Annotated in this window: 15 protein-coding genes; 3 read left to right on the top strand and 12 right to left on the bottom strand. The window is 49.2% G+C overall.

Going from position 1 to position 14,045, the window contains the following annotated elements; all coding sequences use genetic code 11:
- The first annotated feature begins 22 nt into the window (after positions 1-22).
- Positions 23-790, top strand: coding sequence for an SDR family NAD(P)-dependent oxidoreductase (locus tag AYO36_RS00625; protein ID WP_064299221.1), 768 nt, complete (start codon positions 23-25; stop codon positions 788-790).
- Between the two features lie 273 nt (positions 791-1,063).
- Here the strand turns inward: AYO36_RS00625 and glpX are convergent, their stop codons facing one another.
- From glpX to AYO36_RS00600, 5 genes are all read right to left on the bottom strand, one after another.
- On the bottom strand, positions 1,064-2,029 hold the full coding sequence (glpX, locus tag AYO36_RS00620; protein WP_064299220.1) for a class II fructose-bisphosphatase: 966 nt from the start codon (positions 2,027-2,029) through the stop codon (positions 1,064-1,066).
- A 32-nt stretch (positions 2,030-2,061) separates the two neighbouring features.
- The gene (gene murA / locus AYO36_RS00615) at positions 2,062-3,309 is read right to left on the bottom strand and encodes a UDP-N-acetylglucosamine 1-carboxyvinyltransferase (RefSeq protein WP_047394432.1); all 1,248 of its coding nucleotides are present in this window, start codon (positions 3,307-3,309) and stop codon (positions 2,062-2,064) included.
- Between the two features lie 28 nt (positions 3,310-3,337).
- Positions 3,338-3,985: a fructose-6-phosphate aldolase gene (fsa, locus tag AYO36_RS00610; protein ID WP_023469552.1), complete on the bottom strand. Its 648-nt coding sequence runs from the start codon at positions 3,983-3,985 to the stop codon at positions 3,338-3,340.
- Positions 3,986-4,139: 154 nt separating this feature from the next.
- On the bottom strand, positions 4,140-4,994 hold the full coding sequence (gene fba / locus AYO36_RS00605; protein ID WP_058704156.1) for a class II fructose-1,6-bisphosphate aldolase: 855 nt from the start codon (positions 4,992-4,994) through the stop codon (positions 4,140-4,142).
- A 132-nt stretch (positions 4,995-5,126) separates the two neighbouring features.
- Positions 5,127-5,501, bottom strand: coding sequence for a response regulator (locus AYO36_RS00600; RefSeq protein ID WP_035395791.1), 375 nt, complete (start codon positions 5,499-5,501; stop codon positions 5,127-5,129).
- A 94-nt stretch (positions 5,502-5,595) separates the two neighbouring features.
- On the opposite strand from AYO36_RS00600, the gene AYO36_RS00595 reads away from it, so the two are divergent.
- Positions 5,596-6,105 carry a DUF2529 family protein gene (locus tag AYO36_RS00595; RefSeq protein WP_035395788.1) on the top strand — a complete coding sequence of 170 codons (510 nt, stop codon included), beginning with the start codon at positions 5,596-5,598 and terminating at the stop codon, positions 6,103-6,105.
- Between the two features lie 523 nt (positions 6,106-6,628).
- Here the strand turns inward: AYO36_RS00595 and AYO36_RS00590 are convergent.
- The 7 genes from AYO36_RS00590 to rpoE all read right to left on the bottom strand — a co-directional run bounded on the left by AYO36_RS00590 (position 6,629) and on the right by rpoE (position 13,417).
- Positions 6,629-7,951 carry a PTS sugar transporter subunit IIC gene (locus AYO36_RS00590; RefSeq protein ID WP_064299219.1) on the bottom strand — a complete coding sequence of 441 codons (1,323 nt, stop codon included), beginning with the start codon at positions 7,949-7,951 and terminating at the stop codon, positions 6,629-6,631.
- Between the two features lie 12 nt (positions 7,952-7,963).
- Positions 7,964-9,370 carry a GH1 family beta-glucosidase gene (locus AYO36_RS00585; protein ID WP_064299218.1) on the bottom strand — a complete coding sequence of 469 codons (1,407 nt, stop codon included), beginning with the start codon at positions 9,368-9,370 and terminating at the stop codon, positions 7,964-7,966.
- A 12-nt stretch (positions 9,371-9,382) separates the two neighbouring features.
- Positions 9,383-9,691, bottom strand: a complete 309-nt coding sequence (locus tag AYO36_RS00580) for a PTS sugar transporter subunit IIB (RefSeq protein WP_023469558.1) — start codon at positions 9,689-9,691, stop codon at positions 9,383-9,385.
- Positions 9,688-10,035 carry a PTS lactose/cellobiose transporter subunit IIA gene (locus AYO36_RS00575; RefSeq protein WP_064299217.1) on the bottom strand — a complete coding sequence of 116 codons (348 nt, stop codon included), beginning with the start codon at positions 10,033-10,035 and terminating at the stop codon, positions 9,688-9,690. Before AYO36_RS00575 ends, AYO36_RS00580 begins: the two co-directional genes overlap by 4 nt.
- A gap of 151 nt (positions 10,036-10,186) precedes the next feature.
- A complete protein-coding gene (locus AYO36_RS00570; protein ID WP_023469560.1) occupies positions 10,187-10,894 on the bottom strand; it encodes a GntR family transcriptional regulator in 708 nt (235 codons plus the stop codon).
- A gap of 132 nt (positions 10,895-11,026) precedes the next feature.
- Complete coding sequence (locus AYO36_RS00565; RefSeq protein WP_047394418.1) at positions 11,027-12,622, bottom strand: CTP synthase; 1,596 nt, start codon at positions 12,620-12,622, stop codon at positions 11,027-11,029.
- Between the two features lie 270 nt (positions 12,623-12,892).
- Positions 12,893-13,417: a DNA-directed RNA polymerase subunit delta gene (gene rpoE / locus AYO36_RS00560; RefSeq protein ID WP_023469562.1), complete on the bottom strand. Its 525-nt coding sequence runs from the start codon at positions 13,415-13,417 to the stop codon at positions 12,893-12,895.
- Positions 13,418-13,587: 170 nt separating this feature from the next.
- Between rpoE and AYO36_RS00555 the strand changes: the two genes are divergently transcribed.
- Positions 13,588-14,031, top strand: a complete 444-nt coding sequence (locus tag AYO36_RS00555; protein ID WP_058264510.1) for a GNAT family N-acetyltransferase — start codon at positions 13,588-13,590, stop codon at positions 14,029-14,031.
- The last annotated feature ends 14 nt before the right edge of the window (positions 14,032-14,045 follow it).

Here is a 14,045-nt window from a genome sequence, read left to right as displayed (position 1 = left end):
TCATTCATAAGGAGGAAATAGGATGCATGTCTTAATTACAGGTGCTTCAAGAGGTCTCGGTCGTGAATTCGCTTATCTCCATGCTCGTCAAGGGGATCACGTTCTGCTCGTCGGACGTGATGCTACGGCACTCTTCGAAACGAAATTCCATGTCGAGCGACTCGGTGGAACAGCAACCGTCTTCCCTTACGATTTAACGCAGTATACGCATCGATTGGCACTGTTTCGGGCAACGGAACAGATTCCGGTCGATTGCGTCATCAATAACGCTGGAATTGGTGTCTTCGGTTCTTTCCTTGAGACCTCGTTTGAAGACGAGTCTCGAATGATTGCTTTAAACATCGAAGCGTTGACACACGTGACGAAGATCTATGCCTCACGGATGAAAGAACAGGGAATCAAAGGACGTATCGTCCATCTCGCGTCAACGGCTGCATTCGAAGGTGGACCATGGCTGAGTGTCTATTACGCGACAAAAGCCTATGTCCTTCATTTCTCGGAAGGCTTGACGGAAGAGCTCGCAGTAGACGGGATTCAAGTGAGCGTTGTCTGTCCGGGTGCGACACATACCGGATTTGAATCGGCAGCAAATCTTGAACAGTCACGCTTGTTCTTGCGACCTGGTGTCATGGATGCTCCGACGGTTGCGCGTATCGCCTACCGTGGCTATATGAAGGGAAAAACGTTCATCGTGCCTGGCTTCGGGAATGCCTGGTATATCTTTTCGACGCGTTTTCTACCGCGTCGGTACGTCACCCGACAAGCAGGAGAAGTCCAGCGTCCGCGGTAATCGTCAAATAATGATTTATTTATCACTCAACGTTCATATCCTCCCTTTCCTCAGGCGGGAGGTAAGCCGCGACATCTCGCAACTTGTGCGAAATGCCAGGTCTTCCCTTACCCTGACGGAAACGTTAGCACGTTTCCTTTTCCTGTAGGAGTTGAGGATGAACGTCTTGATTCCTAGAAACATATCAAAAAAGAGTTGGCGCTCCGGAGATCATCCGCAACGCCAACTCTTTTTGTGTGGATTCAGACGTCCTGTTTGAGGAGTCGTCCTGTTTTACTTAATGACAAGCTTCGGTTTCTTCTTGAACGAGTGAATACCCTCGACAAAACGAACCGTTCCTGATTTCGCACGCATGACGACAGAGTGTGTCTGACCGCCTTGCGCCGTGAACTGGACACCTTTCATCAACTCGCTGTCCGTGACGCCTGTCGCAGCAAAGATACAGTCATCTCCTGCAACGAGATCATCCATCATGAGGATCTTCGACGGATCTTCGATGCCCATCTTCTTACAACGCTCGATCTCAGCTTCGTCTGCTGGTAACAAGCGTCCTTGGAGTTCACCACCGAGACATTTCAAAGCAACGGCAGCAAGAACGCCTTCCGGTGCACCGCCTGAACCGAGCAAGATATCAATACCTGTATGCGGGAACGCCGTGTTGATCGCACCAGCAACGTCACCGTCACCAATCAAGCGAATCCGTGCCCCTGTTGCCCGAATCCGTTGAATGATTTCTTCATGACGTTCACGATCCAGGATCGAGACGACGACGTCTTCGATTTCTTTGTTCTTCGCCTTCGCGACGGCTGCGATGTTTTCTTCGATCGTCGCATCCAGACTGATATGACCCGCCGCTTCCGGACCAACTGCGATCTTATCCATGTACATGTCCGGTGCATGGAGTAAATCTCCTGCATCCGCGACCGCGAGGACAGCAAGTGCGCCCCATGTTCCTTTTGCGACGATGTTCGTTCCTTCAAGCGGATCGACAGCGACGTCGAGTCGTGGTCCATACCCATTTCCTAGCTTTTCCCCAATGTAAAGCATCGGTGCTTCATCCATCTCGCCTTCCCCGATGACGACGGTTCCTTTCATCGGAATCGTATCGAAGACGTCACGCATTGCGCTTGTTGCCGCATCATCCGCTTCGTTCTTCAATCCTTTTCCCATCCAACGCGCAGAGGCAAGCGCTGCTGCCTCCGTGACGCGTACAAGTTCCATTGATAGACTTCTCTCCATGTGTATGTCCCCTCTCCCTTGTTACAAATCGGTCAAATCGTTTCACGCCATACGAGGGCGCCTAGCTCCTTCAACTTCTGATCAAATCGTTCGTAACTCTGGTCAAGCACTTCTGCGTGGTGCAACGTCGTCTCCCCTGAAGCGAGAAGTCCCGCCAAGACAAGTGCTGCGCCACCGCGTGGGTCCGGTGCCTCGATTTCCGTACCAAGTAAGGTTTCTCCACCACGAATGATGATTGAGGCGTCTTCATGCGTGATTCGAGCGTTCAAGCGTCGTAACTCCTGCACGTGCCGGAAACGTTGCGGGTACAACTTATCGACGACGATACTCGCTCCCTTCGCTTGCAACAACGCTGCCGAGATGACAGGCTGTAAGTCGCTCGGGAATCCACCGTAGTGGAAGACACGAATATCGACCGGCTTCGCCTCCTGAAACGTCGCCGTGACGGAATCATCCGTTGCTTCGATCAACGCACCGTACCGTTCGAGTTTTTGGATGACGCTCTCGAGATGAAGCGGAATGACGTTATCGACGGTGACGCGTCCAAGTGCCGCTCCCATCGTCAAGAACGTTCCTGCCTCCATGCGGTCTGGAATCAAGGTATGCCGGCAACCACTTAGTTGCGATACGCCCTTGATTCGAATCTCGTCCGTTCCTGCCCCTTTGACGCTTGCCCCCATGTTCGTCAACATCGTACTGACGTCGATGACTTCCGGGTCATAGGCAGCGTTTTCGATGACAGTCGTTCCTTCAGCGAAGACAGCGACGAGTAACGCACTGATCGTTGCACCGAATGACGGGAGATCGAGGTAAATCCGGTTGCCGACGAGACGATCGACGCGCATGTAGTGGACGCCTTGCTCGTTACGTACAGAAACACCGAGACGCTCTAGTGCTTTGATGTGTAAATCAATCGGTCGTGGTCCGATGGCATAACCTCCAGGCAGACCGACGACTCCTTGTTTGAATCTGGCTGCCAGAACGCTCATGAGGTAGATCGATCCGCGTAACTTGCGCGTCTCCGCACCAGTCAACGGCATCGATTCGACCCGACTTGGATCAATCGTCACCATATCGCCTTGACGTGTCACGACCGCGCCGAGCGTCTCCAAAATCTCGATCATCGTCGCGACGTCGCCAATCTCCGGCACGCCTTCAAGAACGACCGTCTGATCCGTCAGGAGGGCTGCAGCAAGACACGGGATGGCGCTTTGCTTCGAACCACTGATTGATACGGTTCCTTCTAGGCGTTGTTGCCCTACGATATGCAAAATGTCCACGTTCCATCAACCTTTCTCTTCGCTACGATTATTGCTGCGTTTTTTCCCAGTCCGCGAGGAACTTTTCAATTCCTTGCGTCGTGAGTGGGTGGTGTGTGAGTGACTCGATGACCGAGAATGGGATCGTCGCGATGTCTGCGCCCGCAAGAGCAGCGTTCGTGACGTGAACCGGATTCCGGACCGACGCTGCGATGATTTGTGTCGGAATATCATGTACGACGAAAATTTGAGCAATCGTCTCGACGAGCCCCATTCCATCTTGTCCGATATCATCTAGACGACCGAGGAATGGTGATACGTATGTCGCACCAGCACGGGCTGCGAGTAATGCTTGGTTCGGGTTGAAGATCAATGTGACGTTCGTCGTGATCTTCTCTTTTGAAAGTGCTGCGACCGCCTCGAGTCCGGCCGGAGTCATTGGAACCTTAACCGTAATGTTCGGTGCGATCTGGGCAAGTTCCTTCCCTTCGCGAATCATTCCTTCTGCATCAAGCGCGATGACTTCAGCGCTGACAGAGACGTCCCCGACGATTTCACAGATTTCACGAAGTCGTGTATGGAAATCGACGCCTTCCTTAGCGACGAGCGACGGATTCGTCGTGACACCATCTAAAATCCCCATTTTATGTGCTTTCTTGATGTCCTCTACGTTTGCTGTGTCAATGAAAAATCTCATCTTTCTCGTTCCCCTTTCATCCCTTGAAATCGCTTACGACTCTATTATAGGTTTTTTTCACGAGAAGTCCTACTGTTTTCCATTGAAGAGACTTTGACATGATATGAAAAAAGCACGGTAGACCGAAGTCTACCGCACTTTAAAGAGGAGTCGATTAAGCTTTGTTGCTTGAACCGAACTCACGCATCTTACCGATGACAGTTTGTTTGATTGCTTCACGACCTGGTGCGATGAATACGCGTGGGTCATATGCTTCTGGTTTCTCAGCTAACACTTCACGAACGACTTTCGCGAATGAGATTTGGTTCTCTGTGTTAACGTTGATTTTTGAAGTTCCGAGTGAGATCGCTTTTTCGATGTCGTGTGTCGGAATTCCAGTTCCACCGTGAAGAACGAGTGGGAGGTTTGTAGCGTCACGGATTTCTTCCATCTCTTTGAATCCGAGGTTTGGTTCACCTTTGTATGGTCCGTGAACAGAACCGAGTGCAGGAGCAAGCGTGTCGATTCCAGTTTCTTTGACGATGCGTACACACTCGTCAAGTTTCGCGTACATGACATCACCGATGACGTCGTCTTCTTGTCCGCCAACTGTACCAACTTCCGCTTCTACTGAAACGCCTTTAGCGTGAGCGTATTCAACAACTGCTTTAGTTGTTTCGATGTTTGTGTCGATCGGGCTGTGCGAATCATCGATCATGACAGATGTAAATCCAGCGTCGATCGCTTCTTTACATTTCTCAACGCTCGAACCGTGGTCGAGGTGGATTGCAACTGGAACTGTGATTTTCATGTCGTGTACGAGACCTTCAACCATTTTCACGACAGTGTAGAATCCGCCCATGTGGCGTGCTGCACCTTCAGATACTCCAAGGATGACTGGTGACTGCTCTTCTTGAGCCGCACCGAGAATCGCTTGTGTCCACTCGAGGTTGTTGATGTTGAATTGACCTACTGCATACTTACCTTCGAGAGCTTTGTTTAACATGTCTGTCATAGATACTAATGGCATAATGACATCCTCCTCTGTTTTGATCGCTGCTTACACGAACTCGTGCAATTTCAGACTGATTATAACATACTGATTCATCGGAACGTACAGCATTTCGCTCGGTTTTTTGGTTTGTGACGGCGACGTGAAGGATTAACCGCTTACATCGTGAGAAATTTGCACAGTCACTTCTTTTTTTAATTCAAAGATGTCAAATGGCTTCCCGAAGAAGGCGACGACCCCTAATCGTTTCGCTTCTTCCATCGCTTCTTTTTCACCGAGTGCCGTCATTAAAATCGTCCGGACACGTCGTCCGATCCGGTCCTGATGACGCAATACCTCGATCCCGGTCCGCCCCGGCATGTTGACATCCATCAGCAATAGATCGTATGCCGTTTCCTGTAAGTAGACGATCGCTTCCTCTCCATCGACGGCGACGTCCGTTTCATACCCTTCTGCCCGGAACAATTGTGCAAGCAAGTTCCGGATTCCCGGCTCATCCTCGACGATCAACAATCTGCCTTTCATCTCTGCCACTCCCCCTCTAGTTATTTCCATTCTACACTAAAGCAAAACTTGCTTTATACTGTCCTTGAGAGAAACATAGAAAGGATGAAGAAAAATGATGAAAATCTTAGCTACACAATTCAACGGAAAATTGCAAACGCTCGCAAAACAGGAAGACGAACTATTCGATGTCGTCCGTCTGCTCGCACAGGCGCTCGTCGGAGAAGGTACGGTCTATGTCGACGCTTATGGTGAATGTGAAGGACTCTATCCGATGCTCTCAGAAGGACCGGACCAGATGAAACGCGTTACGAAGATCAAGGATCGAAAGACCTTGCATGCTGTCGATCGTGTCTTGATCTTCACGCCGGATACGGAGCGCTCGGATCTCCTCGCTTCTCTTGCTCGTTACGACGCATGGCATACGCCTTATGCGATCGTCACACTCAGTGACGTGACGGAAACGCTCGAGCGTTCGATTGCTCCGCTCGCATTGAAGTTCAATAAAGGACTGCTTCCGGCAGAGGACGGTTCACGTCACGGACTGCCAAGTCTTGCCCTTTGCGCGTTCCTCTTGACGCATATCTTGACGCAACTACAAGAGATGACGGAAGAGTGGGATTGACGTTTTTCTTCTATAATATAAAGCTCACTGGATACGTGTCTGCGTCTGACTAAGTTTACGATCTTCATTGAATCAAAGCGAAACCGTTCATGACCGTTATACAAAAAGGAAGCGCTGTTTTCGCTTCCTTTCAGATTGTAGACAAATGAGCTGAATCAAAAAAGAATGACTTGTCTTTTCACGCCCTTTCCTCAGGCGAGACACAAGCCCGTTTCCCCGCTCCATTCGAGCAGGAAAACGGGTCTTGTTTGTCTCTGACAGCGCAAAATTGCGCTTTTTCCTGTAGGAGTTGCGTGTAACGCGTCATCCTTTTTATACCGAAGGATCACAGAAGCGTTTTGTTCACTCGACATCGCTTCCTAGGGAAAAACAAGCAAGAGCGACCCTGCAGCGAAGCGGCGCGATACTTGTCCCAGGAAAACGATTCGAAACGAACAAAAAAAGTGCAATCTTTCTCGTTAGAGAAAAATTGCACTTTGTCTTCAGTCTCAAAGGAAGCGCCATTCGCGCTTCCTTTTTTTGATCATGCCGAAGCATGTTCTTCTTGTGCTTTTAGTTCTTCACCGTAAGACAGCTGATCCTGCATGCGGACAAACGGTAGATAGATTGCGACCGACATCGCAATCGTCGCCAGCTGGAGCAAGGCACCCTGCCAGCCGCTGATCAAGAAACCAGAGATGACGGGTGGTGTCGTCCATGGTACTTGAAGCGCATTAAATGGTTCGACCCAACCCCAGAGGATCGAGAAGTAGACCATGAAGGATGCAATCGCTGGTACGATGACGAACGGAACGAACATGATCGGGTTGAAGACGATCGGCATCCCGAAGATGACCGGTTCGTTGATGTTGAACAAACTTGGCGCAAGTGATAGCTTCCCGAGCTGCTTCAAGTGAGCCGAGCGGGCAACGATCAACGTCGCAATGATGAAGCCGAGCGTAATCCCTGTTCCGCCGAGCTTCGTAAAGACATCGAGGAACTGAATCGTAACGATCTTCGCGTTGTCACCGACGACAAGTTCTTTCCCGGAGTCGATGATCGCTTGGTTTTGTAAAGCGTTCGCCGTCAGCAACGGTCCCATGATTCCCATGATGATTGCTGCGCCGTGAATCCCACACCACCACATGACAGACATCAAGATCATGATCAAGACTGCTCCTGCGAGCGTATCCGTCAAGTTCTGAATCGGTGCTTGCAAGACGTCGTAGACGACTTCCGTGAACGTCCGGTCAGCGAATGCTTGGAAGACAGCAAACGTGACGACAGACAATGTGATGATTGCGAGTCCCGGAATGAGTGCCGAGAACGAGTTTGAAACGCCCGGTGGTACACCGTCTGGCATCTTGATCCGGATGCCCCGCTTGATGAATTGCGAGTAGATGAAACCGACGACGAGTCCGACGACGATCGAGGCAAGGACCCCTTGTCCGCCCGTCCATACTTTCGGTACGACACCCGTGACGACTTCCCCTGACTTCGACAGAACAGATGATTGTGTGATGATCAAGAAGGCGATGATTCCGAGAATCCCGGCTGGAACCCCTTCGATCTTCTCGTTTTTCACATAGGAGTAGGCAATACCGAAGACACCAATCAATGCGAGGATATCAAACGTCGCACCGACGACCTGAGTCAGCGGTAATGTCCAGTCGGCACCGAATAGGCCCGTCATGAACTTCTCCCAGCCTGGGATTGGTAACGCAAGAATCAGTAGGAATAACGAGCCGATGATCGTCATCGGCATCGTTAAGATGAAGCCGTCCTTGATCGCAAGGACAGGCTTGGCGTTCGCGAATCGTGCGAAGGCAGGAGTGACTTTTTCAAATACGGTTTCTAATCGGTTCATTCCGACTCCTCCTTATAGTTCAGCAGCACGTGTCGCGATGATTTCCTGATACCAATGGAACGACTGTTTCTTCTTCCGTGCCAAACCATTCGTATGATCGACATAGATGAATCCGTACTGCTTTTTATATCCGTTCAACCAGCTGAGTAGGTCGATGACGGACCATGCATAATAACCAGAGACATTGATGCCCTCTTCGACAGCACGCTTGACGGCGCGAAGATGACTTTCGATGTACTCGATTCGTGGTGTATCCATGATTTCTTCGCCGACGATTGGATCCTCGTCACCGAGACCGTTCTCCGTGATGTAGATTTTGATATCGCCGTATCGTGCTTGGAGCATCCGCATTCCTTCAAGGAAGGCATCCGGTGCGATTTCCCAGCCCCACTTCGTGTAGACTTTATCGTCCATCAAGACTGTCTTGTAGACGCCATCGAACGACGGGTTCCCAGGACGTCCGGTTGAGTTTTCGCGACCACCTGCCATGACGAGCGCCGAATCATTCTTCATGACACGTTGTGGACAATAGTAGTTCAGTCCGATGAAGTCGTTCAGCGGTGCTGTCCGTTTCAAGAGATCGAGCTCTTCTTCTGTCCATTCCGGCAACAAGCCCTGCTTTTCTAAATCTTTCACGACATATGCTGGGTACTCACCCTTTAAAATCGGATCATAGAACCAGTGTGTCGCGTATTCATTCGCATGTACTTCGGCCTGTTTGTTCTCTGGCGCTTCATCGATGCTGAATGCCGGGTTGAAGACGTGGGTGATCCCGATTTCTCCTTCATATCCCGCTTCCTTGAACGCTTCGACTGCGCGAGCGTGAGCGACGAAGACGTTGTGCGTCGTTTGGAAGTACGCTTTTGCATCGCCTGTGATGCCGGGTGGGTGTGCGCCCGTCAAGTAGCCGAGCGAACAGAAAATGACCGTCTCGTTGAAGGTAATCCAGTTGCGGACACGATCGCCGAACGCTTCGAAACAAGTCTTCGCAAAACGCACGAAGGCGTTTGCTGTTTCAGGACTACGCCAGCCGCCTTGTTCTTCAAGGACTTGTGGTAAATCCCAGTGATAAAGTGTCACGAACGGGATGATCCCGTGCTTAAGGCACTCATCGATCACGTTGTTATAGAACTCAAGTCCTTTTTCATTCACTTCACCTGTGCCGTTCGGGAAGATGCGTGGCCATGAGATCGAGAAGCGATACGATTCAAGACCCATCTCGGCCATCAGACCGATATCTTCTTTGTAACGGTGGTAATGATCGATTGCGACATCCCCGTTCGTCGCTTCAAACGTCTTTCCAGGAATCTTCGAGAAGACATCCCAGTTCGAGACGCCTTTTCCGTCTACGTTCCAAGCACCCTCTACTTGATAAGAAGCAGAAGCAGCGCCGAATAGAAAATCTTTTGGCATTTTCATCATCTTCACCTCTTATTTGTTTGCGAGTTTGATTGCTTGGTCGAGTACTTTCGTTCCGTTCATCATGCCGTAATCGATCGTGTTGATGACATCGATTGGCACACCTTTTGGTTCACAAATCTGTTTTCCTTTTGCGAGAAGGTATTTCACCTGTGGTCCGAGGAGAGCAACGTCGAGTTCGTTGACGTATGTTTCCATCTCTGATTCCGGATATGCTGCGATGTCCGCTTCTAAGCCGCGCTCTGAGGCAACCGCTTTCATTTTTTCTACTAACATACTCGTCGACATACCTGCCGCACAAAAGAGTCCGATTTTCATCATTTTTGATCCATTCCCTTCAATTGGTTGATTTCGTTTTGCATGTTCATCATATATCCGAGCATTTCCTTGACGAGGATCGTGTTCATAAGGTGATCCTGCGCGTGTACCATCAGGACGCCAACCGTCGCTGTCTTGCCTTGTGCTTCGAGTGTGACGAATTTCGTCTGAATGCTATGGGCATCCTTGAGTGTCGCGTCACCTGCTGCAACAGCCGCTTGTGCCTCTTCAACTTTGCCTTCTTGCATCAGTAACATTGCTTGGTGATAGCTTGCTTTGGCGTCGCCCGACAAGGCGATCAATCCAAAAATATCTTCCGGGGTAATTTCAATTGTTTCAGAAGTCATGCTGTCTCTCCTTTGTTGTATGGATAACTTAAATTCATAGGTACAAATTCCACAGTTCGATAATAGCATGCGCTTTCATAACGTGTAAACCCTTTCTTTTTAAAAAATTTAAATAAAAAAACACACGAAATTCGCTTCGTGTGTTTCCTTCTTATTTAATATTCGAGACCTTCAGCATCTTCACGTGGCGGAAATGATGCGTCGCTCGCGAGACGTCGAAGATTTTCCCATTCGTCAAATAGACTGTATTGTCGACGAGTAAGGATGGATCGTTCTCTTTTAATCCAAGCAACTCGGCGTCACTGCTATTCAAGTAATCGGCATAGATGACGCGATCCGCAAATCCGATCGACAGATTTTGATCATTGCGTAAATACGTGTAGATCGATTTTTGAACGATATTCTCATCGAGATACATGACGAGATTTTTCCGGAAATAGGACGCTTCGATCGAAAACGGGTGATCATCGACGAGACGCAGTCGTTTGACGTAATAGACCGGTGTACCGACTGGACATTTCATGCGTTCCGCGACTTCTTCGTCTGCCTTCGTCTGTTCGAAAGCGAGAACGCGCGTCTCGACCTTCCGTCCGCTGAAGTCGCTCGTCAATCCTTGTAGCTTTTCGAGATTGACGTAATCACTCTTATAATGATCGCGGACGAAGACACCGCTCCCTTGTACTTGGTAAACGTATCCTTTATTGACGAGAATCTCGATCGCCTTCCGGATCGTGTTCCGGCTGACATCGAATTTTTGGGCGTATTCGTCTTCCGTCAACAGTTTGTTCGTATGTTGATAGACGTGCTCATTGATCTCGATCTCGATTTGTTCAGCGACATGTTTATACTTCGGAATCAATGATATTCCCCCCTCTATCTAAAATTTGTAGGAATGAATCCGCTACCATTATAGCAGATATGTATCTTGACGATAGGAATAAATGAAAATAAACCCGTCTTCTTGAAGAAGACAGGTTTATTTGGATACAACTTACTCACCGAGTGATGCTTGGATGAAGTCATGGAAGAGCGCTTGTGGACGTTCTGGACGTGAGATCAATTCTGGGTGGAACTGACACGCGACGAACCATTTGTGTTCTGGAATCTCAATGATCTCAACGAGACGACCGTCTGGGCTCGTACCTGAGAAGACCATGCCGTTTGCTTCGAACTGCTCGCGGAATTCGTTACCGAACTCATAACGGTGACGGTGACGTTCGTAGACGAGCTCGCTTGAATACGCGGCACGTGCTTTCGTTCCGTCTTCGAGTTTACATGGGTAAAGTCCGAGACGGAGCGTACCACCGAGATCCTCGATGTCTTTTTGTTCTGGCAACAAGTCGATGATCGGGTATGGTGTCGCTGGGTCGATTTCCGCTGAGTGTGCGCCTTCAAGGTTGAGGACATTACGTGCGAATTCGACTGTCGCGAGTTGCATCCCGAGACAGATACCGAAGAACGGTACGTTGTTTTCACGTGCGAAACGTGTCGCTTCGATTTTTCCTTCGATGCCGCGTTCTCCGAATCCACCAGGAACGAGGATGCCGTCTGCTGAACCAAGCAATTCGTTGACGTTTTCACGCGTCACGTCTTCTGCGTTGATCCAGTCGATTTCGATGTCACTGTTGAAGGCAAATCCAGCGTGTTTCAATGCTTCTGCGACCGAGATGTACGCATCACGCAATTCGACGTATTTCCCGACGAGTGCGATCTTCGTCGTCTTCTCGAGGTGCGTCACTGTGTGAACGAGTTGTTTCCAAGCTGTCATGTCAGCAACTGGTGTATCGAACTTGAAGTAGTCACAGACGAGTTGGTCCATGCCTTGACGTTGCAAGTTGAGTGGTACTTCGTAGAGTGTCGATGCATCTTGTGCTTCGATGACTGCTTCCGGACGTGTATCACAGAAGAGTGCGATTTTATCTTTCATCTCTTGTGGGACTGGGTGCTCCGCACGTAAGACGATGATGTCTGGCTGGATACCGTAGCTACGGAGTTCTTTGACACTGTGTTGTGTCGGTTTCGTCTTGAGCTCACCTGCTGCTGCAAGATACGGAACGAGCGTACAGTGGACGTACATGACGTTTTCTTTCCCGATATCGTTTTTCACCTGACGAATGGCTTCGATGAACGGAAGCGATTCGATATCCCCTACTGTTCCACCAATCTCTGTGATGACGACGTCAGCGCCCGTTTCTTTTCCAGCACGGAAGACGCGATCCTTGATTTCGTTCGTGATGTGCGGAATGACTTGGACTGTTCCACCGTTGTAGTCGCCACGGCGTTCCTTCTTGAGGATCGTCGAGTAGATACGTCCAGACGTGACGTTCGCGTTCTGGCTCAAGTTGATGTCGATGAAACGCTCGTAGTGACCAAGGTCAAGGTCTGTCTCTGCGCCATCATCCGTGACGAATACTTCCCCGTGTTGATACGGGCTCATCGTACCTGGGTCGATGTTGATGTACGGGTCGAATTTTTGGATCGTGACGTTGAGGCCACGGTTTTTCAAGAGACGAGCGAGCGATGCAGCGGTGATCCCTTTACCGAGTGACGATACGACGCCACCTGTTACGAAAATATACTTTGTCATGTTAAATATTGCTCCCTTCCCTAATTCACATCTCAACAATACAGAGGTGGTAAAAACAAAAAAGCAAAAGTGCCCCCATTGGAATAGGAGACACTTTTGCTGAAATAAGCACGTTGCTTAAAGAAGCCCATGACTAACTTACGTCATTCGGAAAACTTCGTCAAGCCTAATTTTTCAAAGAAAAATTTCCGTGCTCGTTCGTCAGCCGTCAACGAAAAAACTGCCATTTCTATAGGGAAATAGCAGCTGTACAGTTGTGGTTGATCGTGCTTAGACTTCCTCTTCTTCTTCGAAGTCTTCTAAGTCTTCTTCGTCGAGATCGTCATCGAGATCATCGATGGCTGCGACTTTTTTGAACGTATCGTCGTCTTCGCTGTCGTCAGCTGAATCATAGTCCGCTGTCTTCGCGAATGTATCGAGATCGTCTTCGATCGTCTCGAACTCGTCTTCTTCTGCATCATAGTTGAACTCTTCTTCAAACTCATCGAGTTCTCCACGTTGACGCGCTTCGATGACGAGATCCTCATCCGACTTATCGAACGGATACCAAGCGCGGAGTGACCAACGGTTTGCTCCGACGTTGACGAAGTTTCCGTCGATATTCATGTCTGTATAGAGTTGAGCAAGTTTCTCGAACTTGTCTTCTTCATCTGTAAACGTATGGTACTTTTCGATTTCTGACGTGATGTCATCGAACGTGATTGGCTGTTCGCCAGCTTCTTGCAACATTTCGTTGACGAATTCGATCAGCGAAAGATCAGTAATCTCTTCTTTACTTAAACGGCTGAGGCTCATTGTGACGGCCACTTCCTTTCATTTGCGTTCAATCCATTACTTCTCATTATACGCAAAACAGCTTTTAAAAATCCAGTCTCTATTTAAAAAAAGCTCGAATTGATTCTCGATTCGTGTTTTTCCTACTCCCGAAAAAGGAATATCCAAGGGAGAAGAAGGAGGAATGACAGATGGAGATGACAATCGAACGGGTCAACGATTTTGATGACTTCAATTGGTTACCAATCTTATCAAAGAGTACACAGGAAGGCTATCCCTTCATCGAACGGATGCTACGTGAACGCCGAAATGAAACGTATCGAGAAGACGGAGAAGCAATGTTCGTCGTTTTGTCGCTCTCCGGTCACGTCATTGCGTGCGGGGGTTATATGAAACAAACCGACACGAACGACGTCGGTCGGATTCGTCATGTCTATGTCTTACCGGAAATGCGACATCACGGTGTCGGTACGCAACTGCTTGAGAAAATCATCCCAGAAGCGCTGTTGACGTATTCCGAGCTCTGGCTCTATACGGACGATGCCAGTACATTTTATGAACGATTTGGTTTTGAGCCGTATACGGCAACTAAGGTGACACATCGACTTTTAAAGCATGCATTCGTCCAACCTTAAGTGTCTTGGATTGA

The organism is Exiguobacterium sp. KKBO11, from assembly GCF_001644945.1.
Classification (GTDB): Bacteria; Bacillota; Bacilli; order Exiguobacteriales; family Exiguobacteriaceae; genus Exiguobacterium_A; species Exiguobacterium_A abrahamii.
Note: the sequence above shows the minus strand (reverse complement) of the source record. Positions and strands in the feature narration are given on the sequence as shown.

What these genes read in the sequence shown, in the direction of transcription:
- AYO36_RS00590 (WP_064299219.1), bottom strand. Translation starts at nt 7,951, where the DNA reads ATGAACCGATTAGAAACCGTATTTGAAAAAGTCACTCCTGCCTTCGCA.
- AYO36_RS00555 (WP_058264510.1), top strand. Translation starts at nt 13,588, where the DNA reads ATGGAGATGACAATCGAACGGGTCAACGATTTTGATGACTTCAATTGG.
- AYO36_RS00575 (WP_064299217.1), bottom strand. Translation starts at nt 10,035, where the DNA reads ATGACTTCTGAAACAATTGAAATTACCCCGGAAGATATTTTTGGATTG.
- glpX (WP_064299220.1), bottom strand. Translation starts at nt 2,029, where the DNA reads ATGGAGAGAAGTCTATCAATGGAACTTGTACGCGTCACGGAGGCAGCA.
- AYO36_RS00625 (WP_064299221.1), top strand. Translation starts at nt 23, where the DNA reads ATGCATGTCTTAATTACAGGTGCTTCAAGAGGTCTCGGTCGTGAATTC.
- AYO36_RS00565 (WP_047394418.1), bottom strand. Translation starts at nt 12,622, where the DNA reads ATGACAAAGTATATTTTCGTAACAGGTGGCGTCGTATCGTCACTCGGT.
- AYO36_RS00580 (WP_023469558.1), bottom strand. Translation starts at nt 9,691, where the DNA reads ATGATGAAAATCGGACTCTTTTGTGCGGCAGGTATGTCGACGAGTATG.
- AYO36_RS00595 (WP_035395788.1), top strand. Translation starts at nt 5,596, where the DNA reads ATGATGAAAATCTTAGCTACACAATTCAACGGAAAATTGCAAACGCTC.
- fsa (WP_023469552.1), bottom strand. Translation starts at nt 3,985, where the DNA reads ATGAGATTTTTCATTGACACAGCAAACGTAGAGGACATCAAGAAAGCA.
- rpoE (WP_023469562.1), bottom strand. Translation starts at nt 13,417, where the DNA reads ATGAGCCTCAGCCGTTTAAGTAAAGAAGAGATTACTGATCTTTCGCTG.
- AYO36_RS00600 (WP_035395791.1), bottom strand. Translation starts at nt 5,501, where the DNA reads ATGAAAGGCAGATTGTTGATCGTCGAGGATGAGCCGGGAATCCGGAAC.
- AYO36_RS00585 (WP_064299218.1), bottom strand. Translation starts at nt 9,370, where the DNA reads ATGAAAATGCCAAAAGATTTTCTATTCGGCGCTGCTTCTGCTTCTTAT.
- fba (WP_058704156.1), bottom strand. Translation starts at nt 4,994, where the DNA reads ATGCCATTAGTATCTATGACAGACATGTTAAACAAAGCTCTCGAAGGT.